Origin of the sequence: Microvirga ossetica (assembly GCF_002741015.1) — a bacterium.
Classification (GTDB): Bacteria; Pseudomonadota; Alphaproteobacteria; order Rhizobiales; family Beijerinckiaceae; genus Microvirga; species Microvirga ossetica.
In genome coordinates this window covers 1,049,020-1,066,644 of the sequence record NZ_CP016617.1, presented here as the reverse complement: position 1 = coordinate 1,066,644, position 17,625 = coordinate 1,049,020, and the positions used below count along the sequence as shown (strand labels likewise).

Sequence of the window (17,625 nt, the reverse complement as noted above, 5' to 3'; positions counted from 1 at the left end):
GGCTCAAGGCTGGCGGCCGATCGGAAACCATAGTGCGGGGTTCAGGGTTGCTTGCCTCTTCCTCTGCCATATACGAATAAAAGGCTTCTCGATCCCTTACCGGCTTTGGGTTTCATGACCGTTCACCGCCGTTTTCTCCTCACCCCGTCCTTCGCCCGCCTAATCCGGCGTGAGAGGGGCGGGCTGCGCCTCGTCGAGGGCTTCTTCCCTGAGCAGGAAAATCGCTCTTCCTGGGTTCGTCTGGAAGAGGAGAGGAGCTTGCTGTTCCTCAAAACGGTCGGCGCTCACGGCGAGGTTGAGGATCAGGCGGAGATCCCGCTGGGCCATGCTCACGCGCTACTTGATGTCTGCGCCGCCAAGGTCGACTACTCCCGGACAGCCCTGCCGATCGGTGAGGGTCACGCCCTGGTCGACGAGATCACCCGGCCCCGTGTCCTGCACCTCGTCACTGTTGAATTCGCCTCTGACGGGAAGGCGAGGGGCTTTCGCCCGTTGGAGTGGTTCGGGCCTGAGGTGACGGCGGATCCCCGCTATACCAACCAAGCCATCGCTCTGAGAGGCCTCGACGAGGCTCCGGAGATCCCGCTGTCCGATGAGGCGCTCAACAGCCTGATCGATACGCTGGAAGGCCGCTTTCCCGCTCAGGCGCAGGTGGCCGTCAACCGGCCCAAGACCAAACAGGTACCGGTGACCCGAGCCAAGGCCCAGGCCAGCGGCGGCACCGTCAAAGTCAACCTCGATGAGATCGAGCAGGCCATGATGCGCGAGATGGAGAAGACACTCCAGAAGGGCAAGCCCGAGTAAGGGATAGCCAGCCCGATGCCCGACGCCCGCTCGCCCATACGGTATCACCTGGTGCTCTACCGGCGTGATCCGGAGCAGGGTAGAGCGCGCTTCTTCAGCCAGATGATCGAACGCGACCTGTTCGGCACAATCCGGCTGGTTCGCAACTGGGGCTTTGTTGGCTCCAAGGGCCGAGAGCAGGTGGAGATCTTCTCCGATGAGGCCGAGGCAGCTCAGGCATTGGAGACGCGGGCCACAGCCCAGCGGCAAAAGGGCTATACGGACCTTTGATCTCACCATTCACCATGGTCGACGCTCGTTTGAAATTTCCTGCCTCTCGAAGGATCTACCGTCGACCGAGATGGATGCGCACGAGAGGATGACCGCCCCCAGGTGCTAGGCCAATCATTAGAGACGGCCCGAACTTTGACCCTTTGGGGACACCCTGTGAACCGCACGCGATCGCAAGCGTCTGGAAGCCGCACGATCGCAATGCACGGGAGCGTCAGTATCGTTCGTGTGATAGTCTGTCGCTGCCACATGAAGTGCCGTCGTCACGCCCCTGCGGCTTGGGCATCTACTGTGTGCTCATCATTGAGCGGGTGAAGGTCGCGAACCATCTGGTTAAGGCGGGACGTATCGAGATGGGTGTAGATTTGCGTGGTCTCGATGCCGGCATGGCCGAGCAGCTCCTGCAGTACGCGCAGATCCGTGCCCCCTGAATGCATATGGGTAGCGAATGCATGGCGCAGCACGTGAGGAGAAACCCGCTCCGGGCTCGCCAGTCCCGCCGCAACTGCAGCTTCTTTGATCTCAAGCAGGGCGGCTTGGCGCGTCAGCGCCTTCGTGCCGTTGCGCACCGAGTGGAACAGCCACTGGCTCGGCTTGCCACCGGAGTACCCGGCGGCCAGTCTCTGCCAGTGGGCAAGGGCGGCAATCGCTCGCTCATGCAGCGGCACCAGCCGCTGCTTGTCGCCCTTGCCCCGCACCAAGAGCATGCGGGTGCCGTGGGGTGCGGCATCGGAGGGCAACGACAGGGCTTCGCTGATGCGCATGCCTGAGGCATAGAGGGTCTCGAACAGGGCAGCCCTTCGGGCATAGCCGGCCTGCCGGTAGAGGCCGACCGAAGGATCGGCCGCAAGCCTGTGGGCGGTCTCCAGGAGCGTCTCCGTTTCGGCGATCGACAGGACGAAGGGCAGCTTCCTGGAGCGGCGCATTGCAGTTAGATTGGACGTAGGATCGCGGGAGCCGAGTTCCTCCGCGATGAGGAACTTGTGCAGGCCCCGTGCCACTGTGATGCGTCGGGCAATGGTCGATCCGGCATAGTCCCGCCGATCGAGAGCGGCGACGTAATCTCGGATGTGCTCCAAGCCGACCTCGTCCAAGCCGAGGCTGTTCTCATCGAGCCAAACCAAGTAGCAGTTGAGATCGTCGGTATAGGTCGCAATGGTGCCAGCCGAGGCTCCGAGCTCCGTCGCCAGGGCATCGAGCCAGAGTTCGGCCAGCCGTTGATTGGAACGCATGAGATCCTCCTGTAGGAGGACCCTGTCACGGCACTGGTTAGAGACTTCTTGTCAAAAAATGTTAACGAAATTCGTGCGCATCCGCAAAGTTAGAATGTCCTGATCCTCCCTCGCATTGATGGCTCTCCCGCACTTCGCGTGCTGTCCCTGCTCTTCATACTGCTTCGAGAACGCGCTGCCGCAGCAAGGCGAATGCAGTCGAAGCACCTGCCTTCTCACCTTTGGTCTAGCTTTGTGGCTGCGGCTCCATGCCACCGTCGCTCTCCCGCGGGCGGCCGGGGCGGGTGGTCGGAACAGCGGAGCCGCGGCTCGGAGTCACCGTGTCGCCGGTATCGCGCACGGGGGGCTGGCCGTCGAGGAGGTTGCGGATCTCCTCGCCCGACAGGGTCTCGTATTCCAGGAGGCCGCGGGCCAGGGCCTCGAGCTCGTGCTGCTTCTCGGTCAGAATGCGGCGGGCATCGTTGAGCCCGTCCTCGACCAGGCGGCGGACTTCCGAGTCGATCTTCTGGGCCGTCGCCTCGGACACATTCTGCTGGCGCCCCATGGACATGCCGAGGAAGACCTCTTCCTGGTTCTCGCCATAGGCCACCGTGCCGAGCTCGGGCGAGAAGCCCCAGCGGGTCACCATCATGCGGGCAAGACGCGTCGCCTGCTCGATGTCCGACTGGGCGCCGGAGGTCACCTTGTCGTGGCCGAAGATCATTTCCTCGGCGATGCGGCCGCCCATCATGATGGCAAGCCGCGAGGTCATCTGCTCGTAGGACATGGACAGCTTGTCGCGCTCAGGGAGCTGCATGACCATGCCGAGCGCGCGGCCGCGCGGAATGATCGTCGCCTTGTGGACCGGATCGGTCGCCGGGACGTTGAGCGCCACGACCGCATGGCCGGCCTCGTGATAGGCGGTCAGGCGCTTCTCGTCGTCGGTCATGACGAGAGTGCGGCGCTCGGCGCCCATCATCACCTTGTCCTTGGCGTCCTCGAACTCCTTCATCGTGACGATGCGCTTGCCGCGCCGGGCGGCGAGCAAAGCCGCCTCGTTGACGAGGTTCATCAGGTCCGCGCCCGAGAAGCCGGGAGTGCCGCGAGCGATGATCTTCAGGTCCACGTCGGGAGCCAAGGGCACCTTGCGCACATGGACGCGCAGGATCTTCTCGCGGCCGACAACGTCCGGGTTCGGAACGACGATCTGGCGGTCGAAGCGGCCCGGGCGCAGCAGCGCCGGATCGAGCACGTCGGGACGGTTGGTGGCGGCGATGATGATCACGCCCTCGTTGGCCTCGAAGCCGTCCATCTCGACCAGGAGCTGGTTGAGGGTCTGCTCGCGCTCGTCGTTGCCGCCGCCGAGGCCGGCGCCGCGATGGCGGCCGACCGCATCGATCTCGTCGATGAAGATGATGCAGGGGGCGTTCTTCTTCGCCTGCTCGAACATGTCGCGCACGCGGGAGGCGCCGACGCCGACGAACATCTCGACGAAGTCCGAGCCGGAGATGGTGAAGAAGGGCACGTTGGCCTCGCCTGCGACGGCTCGCGCCGTCAGGGTCTTGCCGGTGCCGGGAGGGCCGACGAGCAGCACGCCGCGCGGAATGCGGCCGCCGAGGCGCTGGAATTTCTGCGGATCGCGCAGGAACTCCACGACCTCCTGCAGGTCCTCCTTGGCCTCGTCGATGCCGGCGACGTCGTCGAAGGTGACGCGGCCATGCGCTTCGGTGAGGAGCTTCGCCTTGGACTTGCCGATGGACATCAGACCGCCACCGCCTTGCTGGCCCATTGCCCTGCGGGACAGCCAAATGACAATGCCGATCATCAGCGCGAACGGCAGGAGCGACAGCAGCAGACTACCAAGCAGGCTCGGCTGCGGCGGTGGCTCTGCTTTGATCACAACGCCCTTCTGCTGCAGTTGGGCGATGAGGCCAGCACCTTGCGGAACGTAGGTCGTGACGACGCCGCCGGCTGAACGCTCGGCGATCACCTCCTGCCCTTGGATGGTGGCAGAGCGGATCTCTCCTTGCTCGACGGCCGTGATGAACGCCGAGTAAGGGAGCTGATCAGGTTGCGGTCGCGTCGTGTTTTGGAAGTAGAACATCGACAGCAAGGACATGACCGCAGCGGCTATCGCAAAGTTGCGAAAGTTAGCTGCGGCGTTGGGGTTGTTCATTGCTATGCTTTCTGAACGGCAGAGTTCTGGCTGGGATACAAGGGCAGCAGCAAGACCCGGCCCTCTTGCTGAGCAGTGTCATCTCTGGAAGGTGTTCTGCCCCGGATGGACACGGTCGAGGTGATCGCGCAGCAGCGCCATGTTGCGCAGGTTCGATCGGAAGAACACGTCACCAACCCAGCCCACGAGCGGAACGGCGCTGATCGCGAAGTCGACACCGACGTTGCCAACCATGCGCATAAGGGTCCCGGTTGGCACGCCGAGGCGTCGCGCTTCCCAGATCAGATAGGCCGACAGGCCTTTCGACGTCGGCAATCCGACGCCGGGAATGAGGTTCAGGAGCGCATCGGCACCGAAGCGGATGTTCGTTCCTGGCACGCGGACCGCGCTGTCTAGCAACCGCGACAGGGCATCGAGCCGCGAACGCGTGTCGCCGGCACGAGATGAAACGCCGTGGAGAGAGGATGCGTAAGCGTAGGGCGTCACAGTGGTCTCCCAGATGCAGAGCGCACATCATGGCGCTCCTCAGGTGAGAGAGTCCGACATCGCAGCCTGTATAAAACTGCCAGAGGGGCCCGGACCCCCGATAGCTGACATGTGGGTGTGGAGCGGCTTCGGTTCAAGATCTGGATCCTAACCCGTTTCCCCGCCCGTTTGCGTCCGAGCCTGAGCGTTTTCATCGGTGAAGTGTTGCCGCAGATGCAGCGATGGAAGATTCAGCGACGGATTTGACGGATGATGAGACTCACAAAGTCCTGACCGCAGTCGCTGAAGGAGGGGCTTTAACTCACACGGAACGAAGACATGAGCGAGACAGGCACCTGACGCGCGAAAGTGCCAATTCCGGCTGCGGGGACATACTACGGAAACTGGCCACTGCTCCAAGCGGTACCAAGCAACTGGAACAAAGCTAATACCGACTTTATTGAATTGGCACGACTGGAAATCCTTGGTGGGTTCTATCTTTGCGATCAGGCGGCCATCAGCCCCGGCGAGATAATCGACGCCGCTCTGGTTAAGGCTGCTAAGAAGACTCGCAAAAGTCAGTAAGCGAAAGCCAGAATCCTCTCGGTCGGCAATTTGCCAATTGAATATCGCGGCCCGTGCACGGCGGTCGAGTTATAGGCGAATGAGCGGTTTCGCCCGCCTATAGGTATCAAGGTTCAGCGGAACAAGGTGATAAGAATGCGCCCATGTGCCGGCTCATGTACATGAGGCAGATCCCAAGTAAATGCCTTCTTGGGTGGCATTGGGACTTTTTTGAAGGAAAATTCCAAGACCAGCACCTAATCGCACGGTCAACCCAACACTGTAAGCCGCTCCGTCAGGAGCGGCTTGAAGAGCCAGCATTGACCTGACGCTTTGACAAGTTCAATCAAGCCTTTTGCAGCTTGGTTGCAGACTCTTTGCCGGTACGGCGGTCAGCTTCCACCTCATAGGAGATCTTCTGGCCCTCAACGAGGCCACGCATGCCAGCCCGCTCGAGCGCTGAGGCATGGACAAAGACATCCTTGCCGCCACTATCCGGCTGAATGAAGCCATAGCCCTTCGTCTCGTTATACCACTTCACAGAACCAGTCGCCATTCAATATTCCTCAAATCCCGTCAGGTGTGCTTCCGCCAGGCCATCCTGCCGTGTCGGGCCGAGAGGTCAAGCCCTTGGTTACTGTTGGATCGTAACATAAATCCTGCTTCATGCGCCCAGCGTGAGGCCGCTGCGGCTTCGGCTGCCCTAGCACCGATTACAAACTTCGACCCGCACTACTTGGTGGCAATAGGTTCCATAAAAATGCTCGACGAAATTCTGATGTAGCCGCAAAGTTAGAATGTCCTGCTTCTGCATCATCAGGGCAGACGGCGGAAGCTCTCGAAAATCACATCGTAAAATCCGTCGACATCAACATCACGGACGATGTAAGCGTTCTTTCGCCGATTGGTGACACCCCACCAATCAATCACAGTCATCCCCGCTGTCAGAGGAGAGGTCGTCTCGATCTCGACATTCACAAGGAGACCCGAGAACAACTCTGGCCGTAGCAGCCAGACAACTGTCATCGGATCGTGCATCGGAGCGCGGTCGGCTCCATACTTCTGCCAATCAAACTGCTTGGCGTAGGTGAGGAGTTCCGCGAAGATCGGGCCGACCTTGTTCCCCATTGTGCGAAAGCATTCGATCCGATCAGCCGTCACGTGAGCCTTGTGGGTGACATCCAATGGCATCATCACGACTTCGGCACCCGAACTCAACACTCGCACAGCCGCCTCTGGATCCACGTAGCAGTTGAACTCGGCTGCCGGGGTCACATTGCCACCTTCCGACAAAGCACCGCCCATCCAGACGACCTGTTCGATCCGCTCAGCTATGCGTTCTTCCCGTCCCAGGGCAATTGCTATATTCGTCAAGGGGCCAAGAGCACAGATCGTTATTGTCTTCGGTGGCCGGCTCATGACCTCTTGAATAATAAAGTCAGCCGCATGCTGAGGCTGAATAGGCATCGTTGGTTCCGGCATGTCGTATCCGTCGAATCCGGTCTTGCCGTGCACGTACTCAGCCGTGAACAGAGGACGGGCCAGAGGAGCCTCGGCTCCGGCGAATGCCTTGACGTCCTGACGCTCGGCCAGTTCTAAGATCGTGCGAACATTTCGGACGGTATGATGAAGCGGGACGTTGCCGGCGACAGCACAGACACCAAGAACTTCGATCAGGGGAGAACCGAGAGCCGTTAAGATGGCGACCCCATCATCTGGGCCAGGATCAGTGTCGATAATAACCTGCTTCTTCATCCATTTGCACTCACGAGCACCTCTGGCCTCTGCTTTCAGCAAATGTCACGCCAAAGTTTCAGTGCAGCGATCCCTGCATGATTGTGACCGCCCACCCAGACCTGTAAGGGGCCGGATTGGCGACGCTGCCAGCCTTCTTACTTCGGAACTCCAGCACTCCAGTTCTGCCAATCTGCTACAATCGTATGAGCGAACTTGCCACCGACCCGGTGTGCGTTCGTGACGGAGGGAATATAGCCGCCCGATTTTGCCGTCAGGGACTCAACCGGGGTCTGACCCGATCCTTCGCGATCGAAGTTTGATGCAGTCCTAAGGATGGCGACCCTGTCGAAGTTAAGAAGGTTGGCATCGGCACCGCGCCGAAGGGCCGTCAGCGTTGCGTTGTCTTCCTGTTGCGTCGTGCAGTAGTTGGCCTCGCCGTTGGTGATCAGTCTCGCCCATGCCTCCATTGCTGTGCCCAGCTTTGTGCCGTGCCACCACGTATCCATGGAGATTGTATCACAGATGCTCACACGCGGTGCCGCATTCGCCGGTGCGGCCGTGTACCGGCTCCGATAAGCCTTGGCGGCATCACCGTCGGCCAGTTCCACGTCCTTGGTCAGGCTGTAAGCCTTTTGTAGAAGCTCCTCGTTCAACCGGTAAACTTCGCTTCCGTACCTGAGCTCGGCCTTCTCCCCCGGCCGGCCCGCGCCGATGGCGACATAGCCGGTGCTCCAGTCACTGGGAATTTCGCGGGCATCGATCACATTCTGCAAGCCACCGTCGACGGCAAAGCGGGCCCAGTGAGCCGATCCCAATGTCCCATCCACAGGATCGACACCAGCAATTCTGGCAATGAGAAAGTAGGTCCGTGAGAGGTCAAAGCGGTTGCTGTAGATAAGGACTGAGACGGAGCTGGCCGCGTTAGCATAGCCCATACTGGTGGTCATCAGGCAGAGACCCGCATCCGTGCACGAGACATCCGGGAAGGTCTTGGACAGGCCCGGAACGGCTACTTTCTGAGCTATGACGGAATTTAGGTGACGGGGCCGATCAGGCGGCGCTGTTTGTCGGCATCGGAATGACCTCGCTGCCGTCCTTAAACCTGACACCGGCGATCACCTTCGGCAACTGGTTTTCGCCCATCAGCCGCCGCCAGCTTTTCGCGGCTGCCATCACGAGCTTGAACACCATCAGTCGCGCCGTTGTCGGCGACAGCGCGCCCTTGGTGCGCACGGTCCGGTGCCGCACTGTCGCGAATACACTCTCGATCGGGTTCGTCGTCCGCAGATGGATCCAATGCTCGGCTGGCCAATCATAGAAGGCCAGCAGCGCCCGCTGGTCCTTGCGCACGCACTCCACGGCTTTCGGATAGCGCGCCTGATAGGCTTCGGCGAACAGATCGATGGCGACCTCGGCCTGGGCTCGGGTCGGCGCGAGATAGATCTCCCGCAGGGCCACCTTCATGCCGGGCTGCACGGATTTCGGCACCTTGTTGAGCACGTTGGCGGTCTTGTGCAGCCAGCAGCGCTGATGATGCGTGCCGGGGAAGAGCTCGTCGAGTGCCTTCCAGAAGCCGAGCGCCCCGTCTCCCACCGCAATGCGAGGCGGGATGGACAGGCCCCGCCGCTTGATCTCGACGAGCAGCTCGCGCCAGCTCTGGGCGCTCTCGCGCACGCCGGCCTGGAAGCCGACCAGCTCCTTCTTGCCTTCCGGCGTGGCGCCGATCAGCACCAGCATGCATTCAGCCTGGTCCTCCATCCGGGCCTGCAGGTAGACCCCGTCGGCCCAAACGTAGACGTAGTGACGCGCTGAGAGATCGCGCGCCTGCCAGCGCTCGTACTCGGCCTGCCATTCGCCGGTGAGCCGGGTGATGGCGGACGGCGAGAGGTTGGGCGCATCCCTGCCGAGCAGGGCTGAGAGCACCTCCTGGAAGGCGCCGGTCGAGAGCCCGCGCAGGTACAGGATCGGCAGCAGCGCATCCAAGCTCTTCGTCCGCCGGGCCCATTTCGGCAGGATCGCCGAGGTAAAGCGGATCCGATCCTCGCCGGTGGCGCCGCGGTCGCGGATCTTGACCCGGCTGACTTCGACGGGACCGATGCCGGTCTGGATCAGGCGCTCGCGCCCGTCCGGCAGCTTCAGCTCGCGCATGCTGGCAAGATAAGCCTCAGCCTCGATCTCGATGGCCTGGGCCAGAAGCTTGCGGGCGCCGGCTCGCAGAATATCGGTCAGGGGATCGTCAATCGTATCGGGCTGACGCAGGTGCAAAACATTGGTAGTACTGTTCATGGCGTATCGCTCTCTCGAAGAGGTTCTGGCAGGCTCGACACCCGCCTCGATACGCCGCCCTTCTCACACCGTCATCACCCAGTTTCCGCCATAGCTCCTACTTTCTGAGTGAACCGCTCATGATCCAGCCAGGGCTTGGCTTCACCAGCAAACATGGTGATTACCATGACCTTGGGACTGATGCGTTGCGAGGCTTCCTGTGCGGAGAGTGCCAGCGGAAGGCTACCCGCAATAAGGCCTAAGAGACCGGCTCCAAGTTGACGTAACATCATCAGCTCCTCACGTCGGCGACCTCAATTCCTAACGAGCCGCCGGGAGTGGCAGCCGGAGGGGTCAGCCATCGTTGGTTTATCAAACTCGCGGGACGGGACTACCAGAATGTTTGACCTTCGTTGCCCGTCATGCAGGCATAGGGCTCGTTCAGACCACAAGGCTGGTCATCGGGCGTGCATCTCAACATGCGACGATGGGTGATTCAGGCTGCTAAGCTCCTGCGTAACCTAGCATCCGGTAAGGAGCCAATCTCGGTGAGGATGGTGGACTGGCCGGAGCCTAAACCGAAGTCCAGGATTTGCAACCTAAGCTCTCGCCTGTGTCGGTGGTTCAAGACGGCGTCTGTACTCCGCCGCCGTTTGCCACTGAACAGGCATGATTGGAGACCTGCCAGTTGAGGACATCGCCGAGGAGCCGCCAAATGCGCGATCAGCAGCCCAAGAGCCGTGACGCAACCCTGACCCTTCACGCTGGGGCAGCACCCCGGGAGGTCGGGTTGCCGGTATCCTCCCCTCCGGTGATGGCGACCAGCTTCTTCACCCATCCGGACGCCATCGGCTTCTCAGCCAATGACCTGAAAGATGCCGCGCCGCACTTCTACTCGCGCTGGAGCAACCCGACCCTCGAGCTGCTGGAAATCCGCCTCGCGGCACTCGAAGGCGGTGAAGCTGCGCTGAGCTTCGCCACCGGCATGGCGGCGGTCAGCGCGCTGTTCCTGGATCGCTTGGGGAGCGGCGATCACCTGGTTCTGTCCAATGTCTGCTATGCGGGCGTCGCAGAGCTTGCCCACGATATCCTGCCCAGGCACGGCATCGCTGTAGACGCCGTCGACACGTCGGACCTTGAGGCTGTGGCTGCAGCAATGCGGCCGAACACCAAGCTCGTTCACATCGAGACACCAGCCAATCCAATCCTTCGTCTGTCGGAGATAGCCGCGATCGGCGAGATCGCCCATGCTGGAGCAGCTGAGCTCTCGGTCGATGCAACCATTTCCACCCCACTCGGCACCAAGCCGTTGTCGCTCGGCGCCGACTACGTGGTGCATTCGTTGACCAAGTACATCGGCGGCCATGGCGACGCATTGGGCGGAGCCGTGATCGGCCGCCAGGAGCGGATTGCCGCCTTGCGCAAGGGCAGCCTCATCCATCTGGGCGGCTCGCTCTCGCCCTTCGCCGCCTGGCTCATCCTACGCGGCATGGAAACCCTGGCGCCCCGCATGATGATGCATGAGGCCAACGCCCGCCGGGTCGAGGCCTTCCTGGCCAATCATCCGAAGGTCCGGTCGGTGTTCTGGCCGGGCTCTCCCCGGCATCCGCAGCATGAGCTCGCTCAGCGCCAGATGCGCAACTTCTCCGGCCTGCTGGCTTTCACGGCCAAGGAGGAGGGCGGAGCATTGGCGCGCCAGCTCGCCGAGCGGCTGCGGGTGGTCTCGTATGCGGTCTCGCTCGGCAAGACCAAGAGCCTGCTGTTCTACATTCCAACAGAGGACATCCTGCGATCCTCCTTCCACCTGGACGGGGAGGGGGCCCGCTCCTACCGAGAGTGGGCGGTCGATGGGGTGTTCCGTTTTTCCGTCGGACTCGAGGATCCGGACGACATTATCGCCGATTTGGAGCAGGCCCTTGGATGAACTACCCGAGCCGTCCTGAGCATATTCTACAGCGAGAATCATTTGATGGAGAGGATCAAACAATGCCCACACGCACGTTCCAGCCCGTTGGAGCACTGCCGCTACCGGACGAAGTGCTAAGCGGCTGGGCCGAAATCCCGACGACGATCGCCTCCGACGTCTCGGGCGGTCGTCTCCTGATGGATGCTCAGATCCGGCCGCTGCGGCCCCTCGGCAGTGCTCGGTTGCTAGGCCCGGCCGTGACCGCCTGGTGCGAGCCTGGCGATATTGGTGCCGCTATCCATGCCATCGAAACCGCCAAAGCGGGAGAGATTGTCGTCATCGACGCCGGTGCAAATGTCCAGACAGCTGTTGTTGGCGAGCACCTGTGCGGGGCTGCGCGCCGCAGAGGGGTTGCCGGTCTCATTGCAAATGGCGCAGTTCGGGATATCGCGGCCCTGGCAGCCTGGTCGGATTTTCCGGTCTTTGCCCTCGGGCATACTGCCCGAGGTCCGGTTTCGTTTGAACGGGGCACCGTCAACGACAGTATCGTCTGTAGCGGGGTTTCGGTCAGGCCGCGTGATCTTGTGCTCGGGGATGATGACGGCCTGATCGTCATTCCGCGCGACGAGGCAGAGCAATGGCTGGCCAAGGCTCGTGAGAAGGTAGCACTTGAGCAGGAATGGGATAGGCGGCTGTCAGCGGGTGAATCGATGCTCAGGGTGTTTGGAATTTCTGAGCCCTAGTCTCCCTTGCCAACATGGTCCAGTTTGGAAGTGTAATCTCAGATGTGCTCCAAGCTGACACCGTCCGGGCTGCGTTTGGTCTCATCCAGCCAGACAAGATCGCAGTTCACGTTGTCGGTAGAGTATTAATCGTATCAGCCGGGGCCCTGAACTCTGTTCTCATAGCATCGAGCCAGAGCTGGGCCAGCCGTCGGTTCGCGCGCATGAGATCCTCCCGCGAGAGGATCCTGCCACGGCACCGGTTACCGACTTCTTGTCAAAATTCTTATTATGCAGAATGTTATAATAGGTTAATTAACCCCATTCAGGACCCCCTCCCGCGGTCAAACCAGCACGGATTGATCGTAATCCGTCTGTTTCATAAATGAGTCCTAGATGCACTCGGGATGCGACATGGCCTCAAAGAAGACTCTGAACGCGAAAAACCTTGAGGCGCTTGGGGCCGAACGCTTGGCTGAGCTGTTGATCGAGATCAGCCGGGGCAACGCGGTGGCCCAGCGCCGACTGCGGCTGGAGCTGGCCGGCGCCGCTAGCCCTGCCGACATGGTGCAGGAGATCCGTAAGCGCCTGACAGCCTTTGCCCGATCCCGCTCCTTCGTCAATTGGCAGCAGCGCAAGGCTCTTGTTGTGGATCTCGAGACCCAGAAACAGGCCATTGCCCAGGTGGCAACAGTCGACGCCGCCGAGGCTCTTGATCCCCTCTGGCGCTTTAGGGCGCTTGCTCATCCGATCTTCGGTCGATGCGACGACAGCAGTGGAAACGTGATTGCCGTCTTTCAGGCCGCCTGCCGTGATCTTGGTGACACTGCCAACTTAGCCAATGCCGCCCCCAACGTGCTGGCCGAGCAGGCGTACCGTGCTCTGATCGAGAACGAATATGGTCAGTATGACGGCTTGATCGAGGTTCTGGCTCCGGCCCTCGGCCCGACAGGCCTTGACCACCTCAAGCAACTCATCCTCAAGTTGTCACAGGAGTCGCGGCAGAAGCCTCGTGCTGAAGAGCGGAAGGTCGTCGGCTGGGGGATGGTTGGTCCCTTGTACGCCGATGAGCTGGCTGAGCGCCATCGCAGCAGCATGGTTCGAATGGCGCTGGAGGCGATTGCGGATGCGCAGGGGGATGTGGACGCCTTCATTGCACAGCAAGGTGAGAAGCCAAGACGCGTTCCAAGTGTTGCCGTGGAGATCGCACAACGGCTCCTTGCTGCAGGCCGCACGGAGGAAGCTTGGTCTGCCATCAATGCAGTCGATCAGGACCGGCCTGGCTGGATCCCCGTCGAATGGGAGCAGACCCGGATTAAGGTTCTCGAGGCCCTCGGGCGAGCGGATGAGGTGCAGGCGTTTCGCTGGGCCTGCTTCGAGCGCTCGCTCAACCCGGAACACCTGCGCTCCTATCTCAAGCGCCTGCCCGATTTTGACGATCTCGAGGCTGAGGAACGGGCCATCGCCCACGCGCGGAGCCATCCGAGCGTGCACCAGGCATTGAGTTTCCTGATGACCTGGCCGGCGCTGGATCAAGCCGCGCACTTGGCACTCACCCGTGTCGACGAACTCAATGGTGATTTCTACGAGATCCTGGCACCAGCCGCGGCTGCGCTGGAGGCAAAATACCCCCTTGCGGCCACCGTTCTTCGCCGGGCTTTGATCGACTTTGCTCTGGAGCGGAATCGGACCCAACGGTATCAGCATGCCGCCCGCCACCTCGAGGAATGCGAGAACCTTGCTGACCAGATCGAGGATTTCGACAGGTTCGAGGCCCATAATGTCTACGTGAGACGCCTCAAAACCCAACATGGCCGCAAAAGCTCGTTCTGGAGCTTGGTCGTGTGAGAACGGCACTGCTGCGCTGCCGTACCCAACGAAGGGCATGTGAGCGGGATTCGATCAGTGACTAAAGCAACTGTGTAGGGGCGATCCTTGACGCAGAAACATAGCTTTGCTGAGGTCTTCAACGAAGTTCGCGAGAAGAGTAGCCCATGAGCTCATCGTCACACTGGACCCTCTTCATCGCCCGCCCTGGACGGGATCGGCAGCACGTCATTCGAGATCCCCGAGGCGAGCCCCGGATCATCTTTGGCGAAGACGATGGCACGCGGATCAACGATCGTCTCGCCAGGTATCTTGTCGAGAGCCTCAATGCGAGGCTCGATGTAGAAGACCCCAATCCGGCTGAAGGCTGGTTCCTGGACAGCTCGGGAGACGGTGACGAACAGGATCCGGCCATTCTCATTTGTGACCCTGATTTCGAGATCCGGCTCGAGATCCTAAACGCAGAAAGCCCTGAAGAGGATGGGGAGCGCGCAAGGTTTGTGCAATAAACCGCGCCAAACCGGACATAGCGGGAACGATATCGGTCAAGCGCTGCTGACTTATTCGTAATGGCAAAGCCTGAGGCAACCGAAACCGCAAGCGATCTCAAAGCCGTAACCACCTTGCCCGTCATTCAGTCAGCCATCCGTGTTGTCGGGTGGTGGACGTCATTCTGAAGGCCGACTATGAACAGCATTGAGGGGCAATCCCAAGCAAGATTGGCCGTGAAATAGCGTCAAACCAGACACTGCCAGACTGATGTTCTCCCTTCGTCCAAGGTGCCGAGGTTTATTGCACAAACCTTGCGCGCTCCCCCACTTCCGCCGGGCTCGGGACGAGGGGTACTTTGCGCGGCTCATGGACCAAGGTGAGACGCCGAGCCAGATCCGCCCGATCGAGGGTGACGGTGAAGAAGAAGCGCAGGGCCGCAACCGCCGCGTGCAGCTCGGCGGGGTCACGCCGCTCTCGGTCAGGTGCAACTGGAAATGCCGCACATCCTCGGGCGAGGCCGTCTCCGGCGAGCGGCCGAGGAAGGCCGCGAAGCTCCTGACGTGACGGATGTAGTCGGTGCGGGTCTTCTCGACGAAATGGCGTACCGCCATGTCTTCGATCATGCGCCGGCGCAGAGGGCTGATGGCTGTCTCGGTCATCGAGGGCTCCTGTCGTGAGGTGGAGGTCGCGAACCCCTCGATTCTCAAGACAGGACCCGGCCTTGTCATCGTGAGCCCTTCGGCGGGCTACCGCCCCCAAGCCATGGCACAGGCCCATGCGCAGCACCCTCCCGCGCGAGCGGGTTCGTTCATTGGCATGAGGCGGACCTTGTCGGGAGTTCCGTGTTGGGGCTGTAAGCCGACCTCTACACGGCCACGCTTAAAGGCCGTGTTTGACCCCTGAACGGGAGTTCCTCTCGGTACTGGCAGCGGCTGACACAGCATCGCTTCCCTGCCGGACAAGGAAGGCGTATCCTATTCACAGAAGTCAAAGTCCTGCGTTGGTCCTAGGCTCCCGACGAGCCGCTTTCGATCGCCACTTTGTCGACGTCGCTCCTGCACCGAGTGATTGCGTAACCCAATAGTAATCGGTTCGACTGCGTGCCTCTGCGGTGATTCACGCGCCTAGACGTGTGCTGCCACTCCGGAGGCACCTCAAACGCAAGGAGCCGGACATGAGCAGTGCCCACGTGCACAGCGAAACTGCCATTGAGTCCCCTAGAGCCCGGACGGTCGACATGAAGCTCAAGGTCGTCGTCATCCCTGTTTCGGACGTCGATCGCGCTAAGAGCTTTTACAGCAACCTTGGTTGGTGGCACAAAGCTGACGCCGGCCTCCTGCTTACCTGCGTTCTTTCTGCTGTCGGGCAAAGCGGCAAGCAGGAAGGTCGGGACCTTCAAGACAAACGATGCTGAAAGCCCAGCCACGAGGGCGATCCCGTGGTTCAGCACTTCCTACCCGTAAGTCGGCCATCCGAGACAGCGATTGAAACGAACGGATCTCGTCGGCTGAGTAGCTCTAAGTCAGATTTAGGAGGATAGGCGATGCAAGGCTCAGATAATCGGGGTCAGCGTAATCGTTCAAATGAGATGGATCCACGCGCCGTTCCTGCCAGCTTCGCAACCATCGCTAACGGCACCGTCGTCCCTGCGCTCGGAGAGGCCTTGGCCGACGCTGTAGGCGCCCGAACTTCTGCGGCAGGCGAGGGGAACCGCGCCCTTGCGATACACGTGCGCGTGAATGGACAATCGCACTCCCTCTCCATAGATCCACGCACCTCGCTGCTCGATCTTCTTCGCGAGCATCTTGCATACACCGGCGCGAAGAAGGGATGTGATCATGGACAATGCGGTGCCTGCACGATTCACCTGGACGGGCGCCGCGTCGTCTCGTGCCTGACGCCCGCTGTCCAGGTTGACGGTCGGGAGGTCACGACAATTGAGGGTTTGGCTTTAAGTGACGGTGGTCTCCATCCAATGCAGCAAGCCTTCATCGATCATGATGCATTGCAGTGCGGCTACTGTACACCGGGTCAGATCATGGCTGCGGTTGCCTGTGTGCTCGAAGGGCACGCTCACTCGCCGGAACAGATCCGCGAATACATGAGCGGAAATATCTGCCGCTGCGGCGCATATGTCGGCATCGTCGCGGCTATCGAGGATGCTGCGCCGAAGATGAAGAGGACATAACCATGCACCCCTTCACCTATATCAGAGCAGCGACAGCGGCCGAGGCCGTGAGTGGCGTGATTGCCAGCGGACCTCGCGCGCAATTTCTGGCCGGCGGGACCACCATCTACGATCTTATGAAACTAAATATTGAGAGGCCTACACACCTCGTCGATGTGACTCGCCTTGAGGACCTGAACGGCATCGATACCGACGGAGCTGAGCTGGTCTTCGGCGCTCTCGCGCGAATGAGCGATGTGGCGGCCCATTCGCAGATCGTGGCTGAGTATCCGGCGATCTCTGAGTCGCTCTGGCGAGCAGCCTCACAGCAGATCCGCAACATGGCGACGCTCGGCGGCAACCTCCTGCAGCGCACACGCTGTGCCTACTTTCGCGGCGGCGAGCCGTTCCCCTGCAACAAACGTAAGCCCGGTAGCGGTTGCGCGGCTCAACAAGGAATTGACCGCGGCCATGCGCTGCTCGGGGGCAGCGATGCCTGCATCGCTGTTTATCCGGGCGATCTGGGGATCGCTCTTGTTGCCTTCGACGCCAGGATCGATGTACTCGGGCCGGAGGGGCAACGCACAATCCGGGTAGAGGAACTCCACCGCGAGCCGGGAATTTCGCCCGACATTGAGACCACACTCGGGCCCGGCGAGCTGATCTTGCGTATTCGTGTACCCAAAACCGCAGCCGGCCGCGCCTCCACGTATCACAAAATCCGTGACCGGGAATCTTATGCCTTTGCGCTCGCATCGGCGGCTGTCGCACTGGATATGGAGGGTGACACCGTGCGTGCTGCACGCATCGCAATAGGGGGCCTCGCTACACGGCCCTGGCGTGCTCGCGCCGCCGAGCAGGCACTCCTCGGAAGGGTGCTCACACCGCAGGCCGCCCGTGAAGCTGGCGAGGCTGCGCTGCAGGGTGCAAAACCGGGGCACGAGAACGCGTTCCGCATTGAGCTCGGGGCACGCACTATTGCTGACGCCCTGATGATCGCCAAGCAAAGAGCATGAGCC

Annotated in this window: 16 protein-coding genes and 1 pseudogene; 9 read left to right on the top strand and 8 right to left on the bottom strand. The window is 61.1% G+C overall.

From position 1 onward, the window contains the following. The first annotated feature begins 114 nt into the window (after window positions 1-114). Window positions 115-804 carry a CYTH domain-containing protein gene (locus BB934_RS33095; RefSeq protein WP_099514059.1) on the top strand — a complete coding sequence of 230 codons (690 nt, stop codon included), beginning with the start codon at window positions 115-117 and terminating at the stop codon, window positions 802-804. Window positions 805-819: 15 nt separating this feature from the next. Continuing rightward, window positions 820-1,074, top strand: coding sequence for a WGR domain-containing protein (locus BB934_RS33090; RefSeq protein WP_099514058.1), 255 nt, complete (start codon window positions 820-822; stop codon window positions 1,072-1,074). 263 nt (window positions 1,075-1,337) lie between these two features. On the opposite strand, the gene BB934_RS33085 is transcribed toward BB934_RS33090, so the two are convergent. From BB934_RS33085 to BB934_RS33055, 7 genes are all read right to left on the bottom strand, one after another. After that, window positions 1,338-2,306, bottom strand: coding sequence for a tyrosine recombinase (locus BB934_RS33085; protein ID WP_099514057.1), 969 nt, complete (start codon window positions 2,304-2,306; stop codon window positions 1,338-1,340). 226 nt (window positions 2,307-2,532) lie between these two features. Beyond that, window positions 2,533-4,461: an ATP-dependent zinc metalloprotease FtsH gene (gene ftsH, locus BB934_RS33080; protein WP_157934466.1), complete on the bottom strand. Its 1,929-nt coding sequence runs from the start codon at window positions 4,459-4,461 to the stop codon at window positions 2,533-2,535. Between the two features lie 78 nt (window positions 4,462-4,539). Further along, the gene (locus tag BB934_RS33075) at window positions 4,540-4,947 is read right to left on the bottom strand and encodes a DUF4112 domain-containing protein (RefSeq protein ID WP_099514056.1); all 408 of its coding nucleotides are present in this window, start codon (window positions 4,945-4,947) and stop codon (window positions 4,540-4,542) included. Window positions 4,948-5,836: 889 nt separating this feature from the next. After that, entirely contained in the window at window positions 5,837-6,046 is a 210-nt protein-coding gene (locus BB934_RS33070; protein ID WP_099514055.1) for a cold-shock protein, read from the bottom strand. Window positions 6,047-6,306: 260 nt separating this feature from the next. After that, window positions 6,307-7,245 (bottom strand): nucleoside hydrolase, encoded by a 939-nt coding sequence (locus BB934_RS33065; RefSeq protein ID WP_099514054.1) that lies wholly within the window; start codon window positions 7,243-7,245, stop codon window positions 6,307-6,309. Between the two features lie 137 nt (window positions 7,246-7,382). Beyond that, the gene (locus tag BB934_RS33060; RefSeq protein WP_237050425.1) at window positions 7,383-8,336 is read right to left on the bottom strand and encodes a purine-nucleoside phosphorylase; all 954 of its coding nucleotides are present in this window, start codon (window positions 8,334-8,336) and stop codon (window positions 7,383-7,385) included. Continuing rightward, window positions 8,278-9,513 carry an IS256 family transposase gene (locus tag BB934_RS33055; RefSeq protein WP_099514053.1) on the bottom strand — a complete coding sequence of 412 codons (1,236 nt, stop codon included), beginning with the start codon at window positions 9,511-9,513 and terminating at the stop codon, window positions 8,278-8,280. The genes BB934_RS33060 and BB934_RS33055 overlap by 59 nt, the downstream gene beginning before the upstream one ends. Window positions 9,514-10,207: 694 nt before the next feature. Between BB934_RS33055 and BB934_RS33045 the strand changes: the two genes are divergently transcribed. The 4 genes from BB934_RS33045 to BB934_RS33030 all read left to right on the top strand — a co-directional run bounded on the left by BB934_RS33045 (window position 10,208) and on the right by BB934_RS33030 (window position 14,456). Beyond that, window positions 10,208-11,416: a trans-sulfuration enzyme family protein gene (locus BB934_RS33045; protein ID WP_099514052.1), complete on the top strand. Its 1,209-nt coding sequence runs from the start codon at window positions 10,208-10,210 to the stop codon at window positions 11,414-11,416. Further along, complete coding sequence (locus BB934_RS33040; RefSeq protein WP_099514051.1) at window positions 11,413-12,141, top strand: RraA family protein; 729 nt, start codon at window positions 11,413-11,415, stop codon at window positions 12,139-12,141. Before BB934_RS33045 ends, BB934_RS33040 begins: the two co-directional genes overlap by 4 nt. Before the next feature lie 393 nt (window positions 12,142-12,534). After that, the gene (locus BB934_RS33035) at window positions 12,535-13,968 is read left to right on the top strand and encodes a DUF6880 family protein (RefSeq protein WP_099514050.1); all 1,434 of its coding nucleotides are present in this window, start codon (window positions 12,535-12,537) and stop codon (window positions 13,966-13,968) included. Window positions 13,969-14,114: 146 nt separating this feature from the next. Then, complete coding sequence (locus BB934_RS33030; protein WP_099514049.1) at window positions 14,115-14,456, top strand: hypothetical protein; 342 nt, start codon at window positions 14,115-14,117, stop codon at window positions 14,454-14,456. 159 nt (window positions 14,457-14,615) lie between these two features. On the opposite strand, the gene BB934_RS33025 is transcribed toward BB934_RS33030, so the two are convergent. Beyond that, window positions 14,616-15,050, bottom strand: a complete 435-nt coding sequence (locus BB934_RS33025; protein WP_237050533.1) for a phage integrase N-terminal SAM-like domain-containing protein — start codon at window positions 15,048-15,050, stop codon at window positions 14,616-14,618. Window positions 15,051-15,613: 563 nt separating this feature from the next. Between BB934_RS33025 and BB934_RS33020 the strand changes: the two are divergent. The 3 genes and pseudogenes from BB934_RS33020 to BB934_RS33010 all read left to right on the top strand — a co-directional run. Further along, a pseudogene (locus BB934_RS33020) lies at window positions 15,614-15,766 on the top strand (VOC family protein); the annotation flags it as partial. Between the two features lie 216 nt (window positions 15,767-15,982). Further along, on the top strand, window positions 15,983-16,627 hold the full coding sequence (locus BB934_RS33015; RefSeq protein WP_237050424.1) for a (2Fe-2S)-binding protein: 645 nt from the start codon (window positions 15,983-15,985) through the stop codon (window positions 16,625-16,627). Window positions 16,628-16,629: 2 nt separating this feature from the next. Next, window positions 16,630-17,622 carry an FAD binding domain-containing protein gene (locus BB934_RS33010; RefSeq protein WP_099514047.1) on the top strand — a complete coding sequence of 331 codons (993 nt, stop codon included), beginning with the start codon at window positions 16,630-16,632 and terminating at the stop codon, window positions 17,620-17,622. Window positions 17,623-17,625 lie beyond the last annotated feature (3 nt).

Coding starts and splice junctions, on each gene's coding strand:
- BB934_RS33035 (WP_099514050.1), top strand. CDS start 12,535: ATGGCCTCAAAGAAGACTCTGAACGCGAAAAACCTTGAGGCGCTTGGG.
- BB934_RS33070 (WP_099514055.1), bottom strand. CDS start 6,046: ATGGCGACTGGTTCTGTGAAGTGGTATAACGAGACGAAGGGCTATGGC.
- BB934_RS33055 (WP_099514053.1), bottom strand. CDS start 9,513: ATGAACAGTACTACCAATGTTTTGCACCTGCGTCAGCCCGATACGATT.
- BB934_RS33045 (WP_099514052.1), top strand. CDS start 10,208: ATGCGCGATCAGCAGCCCAAGAGCCGTGACGCAACCCTGACCCTTCAC.
- BB934_RS33065 (WP_099514054.1), bottom strand. CDS start 7,245: ATGAAGAAGCAGGTTATTATCGACACTGATCCTGGCCCAGATGATGGG.
- BB934_RS33010 (WP_099514047.1), top strand. CDS start 16,630: ATGCACCCCTTCACCTATATCAGAGCAGCGACAGCGGCCGAGGCCGTG.
- BB934_RS33095 (WP_099514059.1), top strand. CDS start 115: ATGACCGTTCACCGCCGTTTTCTCCTCACCCCGTCCTTCGCCCGCCTA.
- BB934_RS33090 (WP_099514058.1), top strand. CDS start 820: ATGCCCGACGCCCGCTCGCCCATACGGTATCACCTGGTGCTCTACCGG.
- BB934_RS33040 (WP_099514051.1), top strand. CDS start 11,413: ATGAACTACCCGAGCCGTCCTGAGCATATTCTACAGCGAGAATCATTT.
- BB934_RS33025 (WP_237050533.1), bottom strand. CDS start 15,050: ATGGCGGTACGCCATTTCGTCGAGAAGACCCGCACCGACTACATCCGT.
- BB934_RS33085 (WP_099514057.1), bottom strand. CDS start 2,306: ATGCGTTCCAATCAACGGCTGGCCGAACTCTGGCTCGATGCCCTGGCG.
- BB934_RS33030 (WP_099514049.1), top strand. CDS start 14,115: ATGAGCTCATCGTCACACTGGACCCTCTTCATCGCCCGCCCTGGACGG.
- ftsH (WP_157934466.1), bottom strand. CDS start 4,461: ATGAACAACCCCAACGCCGCAGCTAACTTTCGCAACTTTGCGATAGCC.
- BB934_RS33015 (WP_237050424.1), top strand. CDS start 15,983: ATGCAAGGCTCAGATAATCGGGGTCAGCGTAATCGTTCAAATGAGATG.